The sequence below is a fragment of the Pseudomonas sp. GXM4 genome (assembly GCF_008923895.1).
GTDB lineage: Bacteria > Pseudomonadota > Gammaproteobacteria > Pseudomonadales > Pseudomonadaceae > Aquipseudomonas > Aquipseudomonas atacamensis.
Genome location: NZ_WBRZ01000108.1, coordinates 1 through 17,037 on the forward strand (window position 1 = coordinate 1; position 17,037 = coordinate 17,037).

Sequence of the window (17,037 nt, forward strand, 5' to 3'; positions counted from 1 at the left end):
ACCAGGCTCTTGGGGTTTTGGGTGTATATCCGTTACTGCGGGTGTTGCGGATTACGGTTCCGCCCTTACGGCGGGTCACCTTTTTCAAACGCCAAAAAGGTAACCCAAAAGGCTTGCTCCTACGTTCGGCCCTCGCAGGCTCGGGTTCCTTCGCTCCGGGACTGATCCGGGCGCAGCGGCTCCGGTTTGCTTCGCTGCACCTCCTTCCGCTGTGTCTGGCTGCGCCAGACGGTCGCTGCGCTCCCACACCCGGATCAATCCCTCCACTCAGCCTTCCGACGTCGCCGGTGGATCAAGATCAAAAGCGGTACTCGAGCTTGCGCTCATTGTGTAGGAGCTGCCGAAGGCTGCGATCTTTTGCTTTTGCTTTTCTGTGGGAGCGAGCCTGCTCGCGAAGGCGGCCTGACAGCCGACCTGTTTCTTGAGGTTGTGCTCGATCCAATTGTAGGAGTGAGCCTGCTCGCGATGCGGCACGTCCAGGCCCCCGAGGACTTGAGTTTGTTTAATTCCGATGCCAAATAACCCGAACCTTCCCACAAGGTTTTCAGGTTGTCCGTCGGACGTCCGCTCTCTAGGCTTGGGTCGTCGCTGGTTGTTCAGCGATCGGGTGTGAGAACCCGACATTCATAGTCATTCAGTGCCCAGATCCGCATAATTGCCGCCAGCAAGTTTGCTGCCTGCAAGTGCGTTATGGCGGCTCTGTGCGGGCGGGCTTATGTCCGGCCGGGTGCCTATGACCGGTTTTCTCACCCCGCACAAAGCTGCCACCTCTTCGCCGTGTGAGAAACGGCATCGAGATGGCTCAACCTCATAGGTGAAGCGCATGAGCAAACCAGTCCCCGACCCACCCGAAGAAACCTCAACCCCCCTCGAAGCCGCGCTGCGTGCCGACGATCTCGCGAAGAACCGCGAAGCCATCAAGCGTGCCCTCGATTTCTATCTCTGCCCGCCACCCGGCAAACCCCATCCGCCCGGCACGATGTTTCTGGTCCAGCCCGACATCGACACCGAAAGCCTGCTGGCTCACGCCTGTGAGTCCCTTGCTTCAGCCAATACGCTGGCCAGCGATTTCGCCGATCAGCTTGGTAGGCCGCAGCGCAATACGGCGCTGGCGATTCAGCAGATCATCATGCTGGCGGAGCTGGCGGTGAATCGGGCGCTGGATCGGGTTGATCCGCGTACGTAATCAGTCAGGGCCACCGCGTTATCGTTTTTCGCGGGCAAGCCCGCTCCCACAGGGTTATATGCGATTTTCAAAACACTACAAAACCTGTGGGAGCTGGCTTGCCAGCGATAGCGGTGGATCATTCACTACAAAACCCAAGCACAAAAAAACCGGCAACCATTTACTGATTGCCGGTCTTTCATTCAGCCAAGCTCAAATCACTGCATCAGCACTTCAATCGAGCCATCAGCGGTCATGCTGACCTGACTGGTGCCTGCTTCGACTTCCGGCGTGACTGGCGCGGAATCCATGGCTGCGGCTTTCATCATCATCGGCGCGCGCAGGTACGGTTGTGGGTAACCGTTGCTGTTGAGGTTCAGGTTGACGATTTTATAACCCTTGCCGCCCAGGGCGTCGGTGGCCAGTTGGGCGCGGGTCTTGAAGGCAGTGACGGCTTCTTTGAGCAACTGGTCTTCGCTGGCCTTGCGGGTCGGGTCGGCGATGGCGAAGTCCATGCCGCCCATTTTCAGGTCGGTCAGCAACTCGCCGGTGAGTTTGGACAGGGCGGCGAAGTCGGTGCTTTCCAGGCGCAGTTCGGCGCGTTCGCGCCAGCCGGTGATCTTCTGGCCTTTGGTGTCGTAGATCGGATAGCTGTTGCGGCTGCCCGTGCGCAGGGTGATGTCTTTGACTTGTTTGGCCTGGGCGGTGGCCTTGTTCATGGTGGTGCTGATGGCGGCGGCGAGTTTGGCCGGGTCGGTGTTCTGCTCTTCGGTATAGAGCGTCACGATCATCTGGTCGCGGGCCACTTCCTGGCTGACTTCGGCGCGCAGGGAAATCTGGTTGTAGTGCAGCTCATCGGCGGCCAGCGCCGGGAGGCTGGCGACGCTGCCGACGGTCAGGGCGAGGAGGGCGGCGCTGCGGCGAAATGTGTGCATGAAGGCTCCTTGAATGAGGCGCAGGTGATGGGTCGCGGCCTGCGTGAACCATCAGACTCTAACTTCTATGATCCGGTTCGCCCAGTTACAACTTCTATACAGATGCCTGCGCGCAGTGGGGAGTGCTTCTGTGGCGAGGGGATTTATCCCCGTTCGGCTGCGCAGCAGTTGCAAATCCGGCTGATGCGGTATGTCTGGTTAAATGAGGTCGCATGATTTGGGGGCGGCTCCGCCAGCCGCGGGGATAAATCCCCTCGCCACAATTGATCGCCAATAGCCCTCGGCATCTTCTTCAACTCAGATGAATTCTCCATCGTCGCCATGTGGTCGTTTGCCGCACTTTCGCCTCTGAACCCCGCGCCTTGGTTATACTCCGTGCGATCCGCCTGGAGCGCTCATCAGGAGAGCTCATGCTCGCCCCCGTACAACTGACTTCCGCCACTCGCCAGAACCTCTGGCGGCTGACTTTCATTCGCACCCTGGTGCTCGCTGCACAGGCCGGGTCCGTGGGCCTGGCCTACTGGCTGCAATTGTTGCCATTGCCGTGGGTGCAATTGGCGATGACCCTGGGCTGTTCGATTCTGCTCTGCGTGTTCACCGCCGTGCGCCTGCGCACGTCGTGGCCGGTGACCGAGCTTGAATACGCGCTGCAACTGGCTTGCGATCTGGTGATTCACAGTGCGCTGCTGTATTTCTCCGGCGGTTCGACCAACCCGTTCGTTTCCTATTATCTGGTGCCGTTGACCATCGCGGCGGTGACCTTGCCGTGGCGTTATTCGGTGATTCTGTCCGGTATCGCGCTGGCGCTGTACACGCTGATGCTGACGCGTTTCTATCCGCTGGAAACCCTGCCGGTCGCCCGTGAGAATCTGCAGATCTACGGCATGTGGCTGAGCTTTGCCCTGGCTGCTGCGGTCATCACGTTCTTCGCCGCGCGTATGGCTGAAGAGCTGCGCCGGCAGGAAGAATTGCGCGCGATTCGCCGCGAAGAAGGCCTGCGCGATCAGCAGCTGCTCGCCGTTGCGACCCAGGCCGCCGGTGCGGCGCATGAATTGGGCACACCGCTGGCGACCATGAGCGTGCTGCTCAAGGAAATGCAGCAGGATCACCCCGATGCGTTGCTGCAGGACGATCTGAAGGTGCTGCAGGATCAGGTCAAGCTGTGCAAGGAAACCTTGCAGCAACTGGTCCGCGCCGCTGAGGCCAATCGGCGTCTGGCGGTGGAGATGCAGGACGTTACCGACTGGCTCGACGAGGCGTTGAACCGCTGGCACCTGATGCGCCCGGAAGCCAGTTACCGCTTCCAGCGTCTCGGCCAGGGGGCGGTGCCGCGCATGGCGCCGCCGCCGGATCTGACCCAGGCTTTGCTGAATCTGCTCAATAACGCCGCTGACGCCTGCCCGGAAAATCTCCAGGTGACGCTGGACTGGGACGCAGAGACTTTGACCATCAGCATTCGCGACCACGGCGCCGGTGTGCCGCTGGCCATCGCCGAGCAGATCGGCAAACCGTTTTTTACCACCAAGGGCAAAGGTTTCGGCCTGGGCCTGTTTTTGAGCAAGGCCAGCGTGACACGCGCCGGTGGCTCAGTGAAACTCTATAGTCATGAGGAAGGCGGCACGCTCACCGAGCTGCGCCTGCCCCACGGCGCCCGAGGAGACCAACATGAGTGACGAAATCCAAGTCGAAGGCGAAGAACTGCCGCATCTGCTGCTGGTCGACGACGACGCGACCTTCACCCGCGTCATGGCCCGCGCCATGGCCCGCCGCGGCTTTCGCGTCAGCACTGCCGGTTCTGCGGAAGAAGGCCTGACCATCGCCCAGGCCGATCTGCCTGATTACGCCGCGCTGGACCTGAAAATGGACGGCGACTCCGGTCTGGTCCTGCTGCCCAAGCTGCTGGAACTCGATCCGGAAATGCGCGTGGTGATCCTCACCGGTTATTCGAGCATTGCCACGGCAGTCGAGGCGATCAAGCGTGGCGCCTGCAACTACCTGTGCAAACCCGCCGATGCCGACGACGTTCTGGCCGCGCTGCTGTCCGAGCATGCCGACCTCGACAGTCTGGTGCCGGAAAACCCGATGTCGGTCGATCGCCTGCAATGGGAGCACATCCAGCGCGTGCTCACCGAGCACGAAGGCAACATTTCCGCCACGGCCCGCGCGCTGGGCATGCACCGCCGCACCCTGCAGCGCAAATTGCAGAAGCGTCCGGTTCGTCGCTGAACCTGCGCTGAACGACTATCGCCAGCCCTCGCGATAAAACGCGCCGATCATCTATGATCGGCGCGTGTCCGTTCTTTTTACTATCGAGCCTTATCCATGAATCAGAACGCTGAATATTCCGCGGTCAACGATGCTGTGCGCGGGCAGTTTTTTCGCAAAGTCTGGGCGATGACCACGCCTTACTGGCGCAGCGAAGAGAAGGGCAAGGCCTGGACGTTGCTGATTGCCGTAATTGCGCTGACGCTGTTCAGCGTGGCGATCTCGGTGTGGATCAACAGTTGGTACAAGGATTTCTACAACGCTTTGCAGAGAAAGGATGAAGCCGCGTTCTGGCAGTTGATCCTGTATTTCTGCGGCATCGCGACGGTGGCGATTCTCGGCGCGGTGTATCGGTTGTATCTGACGCAGATGCTGACGATTCGCTGGCGGGCTTGGCTGACCGAAAAGCACTTCAAGCGCTGGCTCGACCACAAGAATTACTATCAGCTGGAGCAGGGCGGTTATACCGATAACCCCGACCAGCGGATTTCCGAAGACCTCAACACTTACACCGCCAACACCCTGAGCCTGGGCCTCGGGCTGCTGCGCACGATTGTCAGTCTGGTGTCGTTCTCGATCATTTTGTGGGGAGTGTCGGGCAGTATCGAAGTGTTCGGCATCGAGATTCCCGGCTACATGTTCTGGTGTGCGCTGTTGTATGCAGCGGTGGGCAGTTGGCTGACGCATTTGATCGGTCGCCGTCTGATCGGTCTGAACAACAAGCAACAACGCTTCGAAGCAGACCTGCGTTTTTCCATGGTGCGCGTGCGTGAGAACGCGGAAAGCATCGCCTTGTACAACGGCGAACCGAATGAGAACCGCCGCCTGAGCAACCGCTTCGGGCTGGTCTGGCACAATTTCTGGGACATCATGCGCGTGTCCAAGCGCCTGACGTTCTTCACCTCCGGCTACGGTCAGATCGCAATCATTTTCCCGTTTGTCGTCGCCGCACCACGCTATCTGTCCGGCAAGATCGAACTGGGCGAGCTGATGCAAATCAACTCGGCGTTCGGCAACGTGCAGGAGAATTTCAGCTGGTTCATCACTGCGTATTCGGACTTGGCCGCTTGGCGCGCCACCTGTGATCGTCTGCTGAGTTTCCGTCAGGCCATGAGCGACAACGAACAACGCACCCCGGCCATCGACGTGCAGAATCAGGGCAGCGACTTGCAGGTGCACAACCTCGGCCTGGATCTGGCTGATGGTCGTCACCTGCTGACCGACGCTGACATGACCGTTGAACCGGGTGAGCGCGTGATGCTCAGCGGCCGTTCCGGCAGCGGCAAGTCCACATTGCTGCGGGCGATGGGGCATTTGTGGCCGGCGGGGCACGGCAATATTCGTTTACCGGCGGCGCGTTATCTGTTCCTGCCGCAGAAGCCTTATCTGCCGATCGGCACATTGCGTGAAGCGTTGAGTTATCCACAGCCGGGCGATACCTACGCGCTGGAGCGTTATGCACAGGTGCTGGAAACCTGTCGTCTGCCGCACTTGGTTGGGCGGCTGGATGAAGCCAATCACTGGCAGCGCATGCTTTCACCGGGCGAGCAACAACGCCTGGCCTTCGCCCGCGCGCTTCTCTACGCACCGCAATGGCTGTACATGGACGAGGCTACATCGGCGATGGATGAAGAGGACGAGGCGACGTTGTATCAGGCGTTGATCGATGAGATTCCGGGTCTGAGCATCGTCAGCGTCGGTCACCGAAGCAGTTTGAAACGATTCCATCCACGGCATGTGCGGATCGACAGCGGGCATTTGGTGGAGCAACCCGTAACTGCCTGAATAGTGCAATACCTCTGTGGGAGCTGGCTTGCCAGCGATGGCGGCGCAACAGGCGACATCTATGTCGCCTGATATGGCCTCATCGCTGGCAAGCCAGCTCCCACAGGATTTGTGTGGAACGGAAAGTGATCGTACAACTCGCTTGAGCTATGATGGCGCCAAGCCGAACTTTCGAGACAAGATGCAGACCATGGAAAAGCTGATCGACACCCCGCGCCTCCCCCGCAAGCGCCGCAGCCTCGCCCAGGAATTGGTGACGGTGTTGAGCGAGCAGATCCGTGATGGCCTGCTCAAGCGTGGCGACAAATTGCCCACCGAGTCGGCGATCATGGAAGCCCATGGTGTCAGCCGCACCGTGGTCCGCGAGGCGATTTCCCGTCTGCAGGCCGCCGGTCAGGTGGAAACCCGCCACGGCATTGGCACCTTTGTTCTCGACACGCCAAGCCCGAGCGGTTTCCGTATCGATCCGGCCACCGTGGTCACCCTGCGTGACGTGCTGGCGATTCTCGAATTGCGCATCAGCCTCGAAGTCGAATCCGCCGGCCTCGCCGCGCAGCGCCGCAGCCCCGAGCAACTGGCAACCATGCGCGCCGCCCTCGACGCCTTGAACGAAAGCGCCTCGCATGCCAGCGATGCGGTGTCGTCGGACTTCGCTTTCCACCTGGAAATCGCCCTGTCCACCGGCAACCGCTACTTCACCGACATCATGACGCACCTGGGCACCAGCATCATTCCGCGTACCCGGCTGAACTCGGCGCGTTTGGCCCATGATGATCAGCAGCACTACATGGGTCGCCTGAGCCGCGAGCACGAGGAAATCTACGACGCAATTGCCCGTCAGGATTCCGATGCTGCGCGTGCGGCGATGCGCCTGCACCTGACCAACAGCCGTGAGAGACTGCGCCAGGCCCATGAAGAGGCGCAGGCGCAGGGGTAGTGCTTAACGCACTATGGCAACCTTGAGCTCTGAAGACATGCCAGGGATTTGACCGTCTCGCGAGATGCTGTACCACAACCGGGCATCTGCTGCCGCAGCGAGACCCTTCGAAAAATGATCCCTCTCAATTCCGAAAGTAATCTTCTTGCCGACATCAGCGGAAGTCAGGACTTTCGAGTAATCCCATTGCTTGTTGCCGATGACAAGCATCAGTTTCACTTGGTCCCCTAGCGTGGCTCCTTCATAAGCAGGTACCACAGCGTCGGTCGGGTCTTTAATTGTGCTGACAGAGATAATGCCGTTTGCTGCTTCTGTCAGTGCTGGAGCCGGCAAAGGGGGGAGCGTTGCGTTAGTCATTGTCAAAATCCTTTTGTTAAGTCTGATTTGGCGAAATGCGGGAGCTTGTCTCGCGTATCCATTTAAGGATCGCTAGACCTGCTGCCGCACCTGTAAGAAATACCAGTCCCGACCAACGGTCATTCCTCAAACACCCAATCCCTCACGCCTCAACCCGCAACCTCAACGCCTGCGAATACGGTTCCATACTCGACTCATCCCGAAATTTGTACCTCAGCTCCACCTCGCGGTTCAGGTACGGTTGCAGCGCCTCTTTCGGCAGTTGCACCTCGATGTCGAACAGCTTCTCCATTTCATCCTCGGCGTCGTCCCAGGCGCCAGTGTCCACCTCATCACCTTCCCATTCGGGTTCCTCGGCATCGCTGCCGAGGATCGCGTAGACGCTCCAGTTTGCTGCGAAATCGCTGGAATCCGGGACCTGCACGGTGAGGATCTCCGGCAGTTGCGAGAGCTGAAGTGTCACGCAGTCGTCTTGCGCAGGGGCGATGTGGGTGAGGGTGGGGGCGGCAAAATGCATCGACATAGCGGCTTCCTTTGAGTGGTCCGCCACGATCCTTCGTGGCAGTCGACGTACTTTACGAGCCGCTGGTCCTCTCAGAATTAAACGAATCCAGACCAGATATTTCCGCGAGCAAATGCTTCAAGGACGGGCCTTCCAGCGATTTCCAGAAGCATAGGTAGTGATTTTGTCGGACAAAAAAGCCCTGCCAACGATGAAATGCAGTTGACGGTTATTTTTTAAGTTGTACGATGACCTACAACTTCGGCGAAGGCTGAACGGTCCACTCACAATAAAACGTTGCTACCAGGGTGTTCGAATAATGAATCCACAAGAACTGAAGTCCATCCTCTCTGCCGGCCTGCTGTCTTTCCCGGTGACCGATTTCAACGCGCAAGGCGATTTCAATCGCGCGGGCTACATCAAACGCCTGGAATGGCTGGCTCCGTATGGCGCTTCGGCTCTGTTCGCCGCCGGCGGCACCGGTGAGTTCTTCTCCCTGGCCGCCAGCGAATACTCGGAAATCATCAAGACTGCCGTCGACACCTGTGCAACCAGCGTGCCGATCCTCGCCGGCGTCGGTGGTTCGACCCGCCAGGCCATCGAATACGCTCAGGAAGCCGAGCGTCTGGGCGCCAAAGGCCTGTTGCTGCTGCCGCACTACCTGACCGAAGCGAGCCAGGACGGTGTTGCCGCCCACGTTGAAGCCGTGTGCAAATCGGTGAAGATCGGCGTGGTCGTCTACAACCGCAACGTTTGCCGCCTCAACGCGCCGCTGCTGGAACGTCTGGCCGAGCGCTGCCCGAACCTGATCGGCTACAAGGATGGCCTGGGCGATATCGAGTTGATGGTGTCGATCCGTCGCCGCCTCGGTGATCGCTTCAGCTACCTGGGTGGTTTGCCGACCGCCGAAGTCTACGCCGCTGCCTACAAGGCGTTGGGCGTGCCGGTGTACTCCTCGGCGGTGTTCAACTTCATCCCGAAAACCGCGATGGACTTCTACCACGCGATCGCTCGCGAAGATCACGCCACCGTCGGCAAGATCATCGACGACTTCTTCCTGCCGTACCTGGACATCCGCAACCGCAAGGCCGGTTACGCCGTGAGCATCGTCAAGGCAGGTGCAAAAATCGCCGGCTATGACGCAGGTCCGGTGCGTGCGCCGCTGACCGACCTGACCGGCGAAGAGTACGAAATGCTCGCCGCGCTGATCGACAAGCAAGGCGCGCAATAAACGAGAAAAGCGAGGCCGCTGAGCAATCAGCGGCTTTTTGCGTGAAGGCTTTTAGAGTTGAGGGCTGCCCTGTGACAACTGCAAAACGCTACGACAACTACATCAATGGCGAATGGGTCGCCGGTGCCGATTACTCGGCCAACATCAACCCGTCCGAACTCAGCGACACCATCGGCGATTACGCCAAGGCTGACCTGACCCAGGTCAACGCCGCCATCGACGCTGCTCGCGCTGCGTTCCCGGCGTACTCCACGTCGGGCATTCAGGCCCGTCACGATTCGCTGGATAAAGTCGGGAGCGAGATCCTCGCCCGTCGCGAAGAGCTCGGCACGCTGTTGGCCCGTGAAGAGGGCAAGACCCTGCCGGAAGCGATCGGTGAAGTGACCCGCGCCGGCAATATTTTCAAGTTCTTCGCCGGTGAATGCCTGCGCCTGTCCGGTGACTACGTGCCGTCGGTTCGCCCGGGCGTCAACGTCGAAGTCACCCGCGAAGCGCTGGGCGTGGTCGGTCTGATCACCCCGTGGAACTTCCCGATTGCCATCCCGGCGTGGAAAATTGCTCCGGCCCTGGCCTATGGCAACTGCGTCGTACTCAAGCCTGCCGATCTGGTGCCGGGCTGCGCCTGGGCGCTGGCCGAAATCATTTCCCGCGCGGGCTTCCCGGCCGGTGTGTTCAACCTGGTAATGGGCAGCGGTCGCGTGGTTGGCGAGGCGTTGGTCAACAGCCCGAAAGTCGACGGCATCAGCTTCACCGGTTCGGTGGGCGTGGGTCGTCAGATCGCGGTCAACTGCGTTTCGCGCCAGGCCAAGGTGCAGCTGGAAATGGGCGGCAAGAACCCGCAGATCATTCTCGACGACGCCGACCTCAAGCAAGCGGTCGAGCTGTCGGTGCAGAGCGCGTTCTACTCCACCGGCCAGCGCTGCACTGCGTCGAGCCGTCTGATCGTTACCGCCGGCATTCACGACAAGTTCGTTGAAGCGATGGCCGAGCGCATGAAGTCGATCAAGGTCGGCCACGCGCTGGAAGCCGGCACCGACATAGGTCCGGTGGTTTCCCAGGCGCAGCTTGAACAGGACATGAAGTACATCGACATCGGCCAGTCCGAAGGTGCACGTCTGGTCAGCGGCGGTGGTGTGGTGACTTGCGACACCGAGGGCTACTTCCTCGCGCCAACCCTGTTCGCCGACAGTGAAGCGTCGATGCGTATCAGCCGCGAAGAGATCTTCGGCCCAGTGGCCAACATCGTTCGCGTGGCCGATTACGAAGCTGCGCTGGCAATGGCCAACGACACCGAATTCGGCTTGTCGGCCGGCATCGCCACCACCTCGCTGAAGTACGCCAACCACTTCAAGCGCCACTCCCAGGCCGGGATGGTGATGGTCAACCTGCCGACCGCCGGTGTGGATTACCACGTACCGTTCGGCGGGCGTAAAGGCTCGTCCTACGGCTCCCGTGAGCAGGGCCGCTATGCACAAGAGTTCTACACGGTCGTGAAGACTGCCTACATCGGTTCCTGATACACGCAATACCTGTGGGAGCTGGCTTGCCAGCGATTCAGGCAACGCGGTGCTGCAGGCACGCCGCGCTGATGCCATCGCTGGCAAGCCAGCTCCCACAAAGACCAAAGAATGTTTTACCCGCATAAAAATAATCAGTGGGAGTACATCTGCATGCAATCCTCCAAGCCGACTCACGTCCGCTATTTGATCCTGCTCATGCTGTTTCTGGTGACCACGATCAATTACGCCGACCGTGCCACGATCGCCATTGCCGGCTCCAGCCTGCAAAAGGACCTTGGCATTGACGCCGTCACCCTCGGCTACATCTTCTCCGCATTCGGTTGGGCCTACGTCGCCGGGCAAATTCCCGGTGGCTGGCTGCTCGATCGCTTCGGCTCGAAAAAAGTCTATGCCCTGAGCATTTTCACCTGGTCGCTGTTCACCGTGCTGCAAGGCTTCGTCGGTGAATTCGGCATGTCCACGGCAGTGGTTGCGCTGTTCATGCTGCGTTTCCTGGTGGGCCTGGCCGAAGCGCCATCGTTCCCCGGCAACGCGCGCATCGTGGCGGCGTGGTTCCCGACCGCTGAACGCGGCACCGCTTCGGCGATCTTCAACTCGGCGCAATACTTTGCCACCGTGCTGTTCGCGCCGTTGATGGGCTGGATCGTCTACAGCTTCGGCTGGGAGCACGTGTTCATCGTCATGGGTATCCTCGGTATCGTGTTCTCGCTGGTGTGGCTGAAAGTCATCTACAGCCCGCGCGAACACCCACGGGTCAACGAGGCCGAGTTCAAGCACATCGCTGACAACGGCGGCATGGTCGACATGGATCAGAAGGGCAAGAAGTCCGACGGTCCGAAGTGGGATTACATCCGTCAGCTGCTGACCAACCGCATGATGCTGGGCGTGTATCTGGGCCAGTACTGCATCAACGGCATCACCTATTTCTTCCTGACCTGGTTCCCGGTGTATCTGGTGCAAGAGCGTGGCATGACCATTCTCAAGGCCGGTTTCATCGCTTCGTTGCCGGCGATCTGCGGCTTTATCGGCGGCGTGCTCGGCGGGGTGATTTCCGACTACCTGCTGCGCAAGGGCCATTCGCTGACTTTCGCTCGCAAGGCGCCGATCATCGCCGGCCTGCTGGTGTCGAGCAGCATCGTCGCGTGCAACTATGTTGAAGTGGAATGGATGGTCGTGGGCTTCATGGCCCTTGCATTCTTCGGCAAAGGCGTTGGCGCACTGGGCTGGGCGGTGGTCTCCGACACTTCGCCGAAACAGATCGCCGGTCTGAGCGGTGGCCTGTTCAACACCTTCGGCAACATCGCTTCGATCACCACGCCGATCGTGATCGGCTACATCATCAGCTCCACCGGCTCGTTCAAGTGGGCGCTGGTGTTTGTCGGCGCCAACGCACTGGTCGCGGTGTTCAGCTATCTGGTGATTGTCGGCCCGATCAAGCGTGTGGTGTTGAAAGAGCCGCCAGCCAAGGGCGGCAATGAAGCCACCGGCAATTTGTCTCAAGCGCATTCCTGAGGAGCGGCGTCATGCAGTTGATTGAACATTCCGACTCGCCGCGCTACATCCGCCTGCACGAGCGGGACAACGTTGTAGTGGTGGTCAACGATCAGGGCGTACCGGCCGGTACCGAGTTCGCCGACGGCCTGGTCACCCTGGATTTCGTACCGCAGAGCCACAAGGTCACCCTGGAGGATATTCCCGAAGGCGGCCCGGTGATTCGTTATGGGCAGATCATTGGCTATGCCTTGCAGCCGATCCGTCGTGGCAGTTGGGTCAAGGAAGATCAACTGCGCATGCCGACCGCGCCGCCGCTGGACAGCTTGCCGCTGTCCACCGATGTGCCGGATGCGCAGGCACCGCTGGAAGGCTTCACGTTCGAGGGTTATCGCAACGCCGACGGCACCGTCGGCACGCGCAACATTCTCGGCATCACCACCACCGTGCAGTGCGTCACCGGCGTGCTCGATCATGCGGTCAAGCGCATCAAGGAAGAGTTGTTGCCGAAGTACCCGCACGTCGATGACGTGGTGGCACTGACCCACAGTTATGGCTGCGGTGTGGCGATTACCGCCACCGACGCCTATATCCCGATTCGTACCGTGCGCAATCTGGCGCGCAACCCGAACCTGGGTGGCGAGGCGCTGGTGATCGGTCTGGGCTGCGAGAAATTGCAGGCCGGGCAGGTGATGCACGAGGACGATGCCTCGGTGGATCTCAGCGATCCGTGGTTGTACCGCTTGCAGGATTCCAGTCACGGCTTCACCGAAATGATCGAGCAGATCATGGAACTGGCCGAAGTGCGTTTGAAGAAACTCGACCAGCGCCGCCGCGAAACCGTGCCGGCCTCCGAGCTGATTCTCGGTATGCAGTGCGGCGGCAGCGACGCGTTCTCCGGCATCACCGCCAACCCGGCGCTGGGTTATGCCTCGGACTTGCTGTTGCGCGCGGGGGCGACGGTGATGTTTTCCGAAGTCACCGAAGTGCGCGATGCGATATACCTGCTGACCTCACGGGCGCAGACGCAAACCGTCGCCGAAGAGCTGGTGCGCGAGATGGACTGGTACGACCGTTACCTGGCCAAGGGCGAAGCCGATCGCAGCGCCAACACCACGCCGGGCAACAAGAAGGGCGGGTTGTCGAACATTGTCGAGAAGTCGCTGGGCTCGATCGTCAAGTCCGGCAGCAGCGCGATCAATGGCGTGCTCGGCCCGGGCGAGCGCTTCAAGCACAAGGGCCTGATTTTCTGCGCGACGCCGGCCAGCGATTTTGTCTGCGGTACGTTGCAACTGGCAGCAGGGATGAACCTGCACGTGTTCACCACCGGTCGCGGCACGCCTTACGGGCTGGCCATGGCGCCGGTGGTCAAGGTATCGACGCGGACCGAACTGGCGCAGCGCTGGCCGGATCTGATCGACATCGATGCCGGACGCATTGCCACCGGGCGCGCGACCATCGAAGAACTGGGCTGGGAGTTGTTTCACTATTACCTGGATGTTGCCAGTGGCAAGCAACAGACCTGGGCGGAGAAGCACAAGCTGCACAACGACATCACCTTGTTCAACCCGGCGCCGATTACCTGATCGTTTCATGGAAGATCAAAAGCCCCTCACCCCAGCCCTCTCCCGGAGGGAGAGGGGGCCGACCGAGTTGTTTTGCGCTATACATCGACCTGACAAATCGGGTCGATGTGATCGTTCCCACGCTCTGCGTGGGAATGCCTCATGTGACGCTCCGCGTCACGCTTTGGGACGCAGAGCGCCCTGGGGCTGCATTCCCACGCAGAGCGCGGGAACGATCAGGGTGAAAGTGGCTTATCATTAGCCCCCTATCGACGCTCACCCAAGGCTCCCCGGCATGCTGGCAATCTTTCTTGAAACCCTGAACATCACCGCGCCGGTGTTTGCCATGCTGTTTCTCGGTGTGCTGCTCAAGCGCATCGACTGGATCAACGACAACTTCATCCACACCGCCTCGTCGCTGGTGTTCAACGTGACCATGCCGGCGCTGCTGTTCCTCGGCATCCTCCACGCCGACCTGCACGCCGCACTGCAACCCTCGCTACTCATCTACTTTTCCCTCGCGACCCTGGTGAGTTTCGCCGTGGCCTGGGGCTGGGCGATTTTCAAGTGTCCGCGTGAGGATCGCGGCATCTACACCCAAGGCGCGTTTCGCGGCAACAACGGCGTGATAGGTCTGGCGCTGGCGGCGAGCATGTACGGCGATTACGGCATTTCCCTCGGGGCGATTCTCGCGGCGCTGGTGATCCTGTTCTACAACACGCTGTCGACCATCGTGCTGGCGGTATACAGCCCGGTGATCAAGTCCGATCCGTGGAGCATCTGCAAAAGCGTGTTCAGCAACCCGCTGATCATCAGCGTGATTTCGGCAGCGCCGTTCGCCTATTTCAAGATCGGTTTGCCGGGCTGGCTGGAGACCTCCGGCCAGTATCTGGCGCAAACCACGTTGCCGCTGGCGCTGATTTGTATCGGTGGCACGCTGTCACTGGCGGCGCTGCGCAAGAGCGGCAAGATGGCGCTCAGCTCCAGCCTGGTGAAGATGGTCGGTCTGCCGTTACTGGCAACCGTGGGCGCGTGGTTGTGGGGCTTTCGCGGGGCGGAACTGGGGATTCTGTTTCTTTACTTCGGTAGCCCGACGGCGGCGGCAAGTTTCGTCATGGCCCGGGCGGCGCAGGGCAATCATGAGCTGGCAGCGGCGATTATCGTGATGACCACGTTGATGGCGGCTATTACCACCAATGTCGGGATCTTTGTGTTGCAGTGGGGTGGGTGGATCTGAAGGCAAGATCAAAAGATCGCAGCCTGCGGCAGCTCCTGCATGGAAATGCGGTCTCCTGTAGGAGCTGCCGAAGGCTGCGATCTTTTAGCTTTTCTGGTAGCTATCAATCACTTCCTGCGCCGCGCGAAACGCATCGATCGCCGCTGGCACGCCGGCATACACCGCGCAATGCAGCAGCGCTTCGCGAATCTCTTCCACGCTGCAGCCATTGTTCAGGGCACCGCGCACGTGGCCCTTCAACTCCTGCGGACACTTCAACGCGGTCAGCGCGGCGAGGGTAATCAGGCTGCGGGTTTTCAGCGACAAACCTTCGCGATTCCACACTCCGCCCCAGGCGTGTTCATTGACGAAATCCTGCAACGGCTGGGTGAACTCGGTGGCGTTGCCCAAGGCGCGATCAACGAACGCATCGCCCATGACCTGACGACGGATTTCAACCCCGGACTGCTTCGACTCGCTCATGGCACATCTCTCTTGTGGTGTTGGCGACGCCAGGCGCGGATCGACGTGAACAGCAGAAACGTCAGCAGCGCCGGCAGGACATAAAACAGCATCAAGCGCTCGAGTTTGCCGGCCAGCGGCATACCAGTGGTGAACGACACCACATGCAGCCCGTAGACCAGATACAAACCGAGCAGCAGCAAGCCTTCGGCTCGAGTCACTCGGTAGCCCGAGTAAAACACTGGCAGACACAGCGCAGCGACGCCGAGCATCACTGGCAAGTCAAAATCCAGCGCGTTGGGGGAGACGGAAAGCGGCGTCGGTGCGAGCAGCGCGGTCAGCCCGAGCACCCCGAGCAGGTTGAACAGATTGGCGCCGATCACGTTGCCCACGGCAATGTCACGCTGCCCGCGCAACGCAGCGATCAGCGAGGTCGCCAGTTCCGGCAGCGAGGTGCCGACCGCAACCACGGTCAGGCCGATGACCCGTTCCGACAGGCCCAGGTCGGTGGCCACGACCACGGCGGCGCCGAGCAGCAAACGCCCGGCGAACACCAGCATGGCCAGGCCAGCGAGAATCATCAGCACACTGATCAACCAGGATTGCTGCGTCTCGGTTGGTCGCTCTGTATGAGGGCGCGTCGAATGTCGCGACTGACGCAACAGCAAGCCGAGGTACAGCGCCAGAGCGCCGAGCAGCAGGACGCCGTCGAAACGCCCGAGGTCTTTATTCCAGGCGAGGATGAATACCAGCAGGCTGGCGCCGATCATCAACGGGATATCCAGACGCACCAGTTGCCGCGACACGCGCAGCGGGATGATCAGTGCCGACAGGCCAAGGGTTACGAGGATATTGAAGATGCCGCTGCCGACCACGCTGCCGACGGCGATGTCGGGGTTGTCGGTCAACGCCGCTTGCAGGCTCACGGTCATCTGCGGCGCGCTGCTGCCGAGGGCGACGATGGTCAGGCCGATGATCAACGGACGCACATGCAGGCGCTCGGCCAGACGCACGGCGGCGCGCACCATCAGCTCGGCGCCGATGAGCAAAAGACACAGGCCGCTGAGCAGTTCGATGACGTTGATCAGCGGCAGATCGGCTAGTCCGAAAATGGTCGGCGCTCCATCAGTCGAGGGCCTGCACGCGAACCCGTGCGGTGCCGCTGCGCAGCATGCCGATCTCATCGGCGGCCTCGCGTGACAGATCGATCAGCCGGCCACGGGTGTGCGGGCCACGGTCATTGATGCGGACCACGACTGATTCATCGTTTTTCAGGTTGGTGACCTTCACCCGCGTGCCGAACGGCAACTGGCGGTGGGCGGCGGTCAGGGAATGCTGGTTGAACGCTTCGCCGCTGGCGGTGCGCTTACCGTGATGTTTGGCTCCGTAATAGGAGGCGACGCCGGTCTGGTCATAGCCGTGCGGGTCGATGGTGTCGGTACTGGCGCAACCGGCCAGCAGAGAGAGCAGGGCGCTGCTCAGCAACAGACGCTTCATTCAAAGGTATCCCGGATCAAATGTAGGAGTGACCTGTGGCGATGGGATTTATCCCCGTTGGACTGCGCAGCAGTCCCAAAACTGAGAACTCGGTTTATCTGGTGCAAAT

At 60.5% G+C, this 17,037-nt stretch carries 17 protein-coding genes; 10 read left to right on the forward strand and 7 right to left on the reverse strand.

The window, feature by feature from the left end; all coding sequences use genetic code 11:
* Window positions 1–267 precede the first annotated feature (267 nt).
* Complete coding sequence (locus F8N49_RS15020) at window positions 268–624, reverse strand: hypothetical protein (protein ID WP_151551839.1); 357 nt, start codon at window positions 622–624, stop codon at window positions 268–270.
* A gap of 199 nt (window positions 625–823) precedes the next feature.
* Here F8N49_RS15020 and F8N49_RS15025 point away from each other — a divergent pair, with 199 nt between their 5' ends.
* A complete protein-coding gene (locus F8N49_RS15025) occupies window positions 824–1,186 on the forward strand; it encodes a DUF6124 family protein (protein ID WP_151551840.1) in 363 nt (120 codons plus the stop codon).
* 197 nt (window positions 1,187–1,383) lie between these two features.
* Here the strand turns inward: F8N49_RS15025 and F8N49_RS15030 are convergent, their stop codons facing one another.
* Window positions 1,384–2,100 (reverse strand): SIMPL domain-containing protein, encoded by a 717-nt coding sequence (locus tag F8N49_RS15030; protein ID WP_016771714.1) that lies wholly within the window; start codon window positions 2,098–2,100, stop codon window positions 1,384–1,386.
* Window positions 2,101–2,510: 410 nt separating this feature from the next.
* Here F8N49_RS15030 and F8N49_RS15035 point away from each other — a divergent pair, with 410 nt between their 5' ends.
* From F8N49_RS15035 to F8N49_RS15050, 4 genes are all read left to right on the forward strand, one after another.
* On the forward strand, window positions 2,511–3,773 hold the full coding sequence (locus tag F8N49_RS15035; RefSeq protein ID WP_016771713.1) for an ATP-binding protein: 1,263 nt from the start codon (window positions 2,511–2,513) through the stop codon (window positions 3,771–3,773).
* Window positions 3,766–4,326 (forward strand): response regulator transcription factor, encoded by a 561-nt coding sequence (locus F8N49_RS15040; protein WP_003221630.1) that lies wholly within the window; start codon window positions 3,766–3,768, stop codon window positions 4,324–4,326. Before F8N49_RS15035 ends, F8N49_RS15040 begins: the two co-directional genes overlap by 8 nt.
* Before the next feature lie 96 nt (window positions 4,327–4,422).
* Window positions 4,423–6,150 carry an ABC transporter ATP-binding protein/permease gene (locus F8N49_RS15045; RefSeq protein ID WP_122747715.1) on the forward strand — a complete coding sequence of 576 codons (1,728 nt, stop codon included), beginning with the start codon at window positions 4,423–4,425 and terminating at the stop codon, window positions 6,148–6,150.
* Between the two features lie 190 nt (window positions 6,151–6,340).
* A complete protein-coding gene (locus F8N49_RS15050; protein WP_024011597.1) occupies window positions 6,341–7,087 on the forward strand; it encodes a FadR/GntR family transcriptional regulator in 747 nt (248 codons plus the stop codon).
* Window positions 7,088–7,090: 3 nt separating this feature from the next.
* On the opposite strand, the gene F8N49_RS15055 is transcribed toward F8N49_RS15050, so the two are convergent.
* Window positions 7,091–7,444: a hypothetical protein gene (locus tag F8N49_RS15055; protein ID WP_122750861.1), complete on the reverse strand. Its 354-nt coding sequence runs from the start codon at window positions 7,442–7,444 to the stop codon at window positions 7,091–7,093.
* A gap of 142 nt (window positions 7,445–7,586) precedes the next feature.
* Window positions 7,587–7,967: a hypothetical protein gene (locus F8N49_RS15060; protein ID WP_122750862.1), complete on the reverse strand. Its 381-nt coding sequence runs from the start codon at window positions 7,965–7,967 to the stop codon at window positions 7,587–7,589.
* Between the two features lie 298 nt (window positions 7,968–8,265).
* On the opposite strand from F8N49_RS15060, the gene kdgD reads away from it, so the two are divergent.
* From kdgD to F8N49_RS15085, 5 genes are all read left to right on the forward strand, one after another.
* The gene (gene kdgD / locus F8N49_RS15065; RefSeq protein WP_016771708.1) at window positions 8,266–9,177 is read left to right on the forward strand and encodes a 5-dehydro-4-deoxyglucarate dehydratase; all 912 of its coding nucleotides are present in this window, start codon (window positions 8,266–8,268) and stop codon (window positions 9,175–9,177) included.
* 71 nt (window positions 9,178–9,248) lie between these two features.
* Complete coding sequence (locus tag F8N49_RS15070) at window positions 9,249–10,694, forward strand: aldehyde dehydrogenase family protein (protein ID WP_151551841.1); 1,446 nt, start codon at window positions 9,249–9,251, stop codon at window positions 10,692–10,694.
* 153 nt (window positions 10,695–10,847) lie between these two features.
* Window positions 10,848–12,209: an MFS transporter gene (locus tag F8N49_RS15075; protein ID WP_051600602.1), complete on the forward strand. Its 1,362-nt coding sequence runs from the start codon at window positions 10,848–10,850 to the stop codon at window positions 12,207–12,209.
* Window positions 12,210–12,220: 11 nt separating this feature from the next.
* Window positions 12,221–13,774: a galactarate dehydratase gene (garD, locus tag F8N49_RS15080; RefSeq protein ID WP_016771706.1), complete on the forward strand. Its 1,554-nt coding sequence runs from the start codon at window positions 12,221–12,223 to the stop codon at window positions 13,772–13,774.
* Window positions 13,775–14,048: 274 nt separating this feature from the next.
* Window positions 14,049–14,990 carry an AEC family transporter gene (locus tag F8N49_RS15085; protein ID WP_016770674.1) on the forward strand — a complete coding sequence of 314 codons (942 nt, stop codon included), beginning with the start codon at window positions 14,049–14,051 and terminating at the stop codon, window positions 14,988–14,990.
* An 84-nt stretch (window positions 14,991–15,074) separates the two neighbouring features.
* On the opposite strand, the gene F8N49_RS15090 is transcribed toward F8N49_RS15085, so the two are convergent.
* The 3 genes from F8N49_RS15090 to F8N49_RS15100 all read right to left on the reverse strand — a co-directional run bounded on the left by F8N49_RS15090 (window position 15,075) and on the right by F8N49_RS15100 (window position 16,928).
* On the reverse strand, window positions 15,075–15,452 hold the full coding sequence (locus F8N49_RS15090) for a carboxymuconolactone decarboxylase family protein (RefSeq protein ID WP_151551842.1): 378 nt from the start codon (window positions 15,450–15,452) through the stop codon (window positions 15,075–15,077).
* Complete coding sequence (locus tag F8N49_RS15095) at window positions 15,449–16,459, reverse strand: calcium/sodium antiporter (RefSeq protein ID WP_052392150.1); 1,011 nt, start codon at window positions 16,457–16,459, stop codon at window positions 15,449–15,451. Before F8N49_RS15095 ends, F8N49_RS15090 begins: the two co-directional genes overlap by 4 nt.
* Window positions 16,460–16,556: 97 nt before the next feature.
* Window positions 16,557–16,928 carry a septal ring lytic transglycosylase RlpA family protein gene (locus F8N49_RS15100; protein WP_024011604.1) on the reverse strand — a complete coding sequence of 124 codons (372 nt, stop codon included), beginning with the start codon at window positions 16,926–16,928 and terminating at the stop codon, window positions 16,557–16,559.
* Window positions 16,929–17,037: the final 109 nt, after the last annotated feature.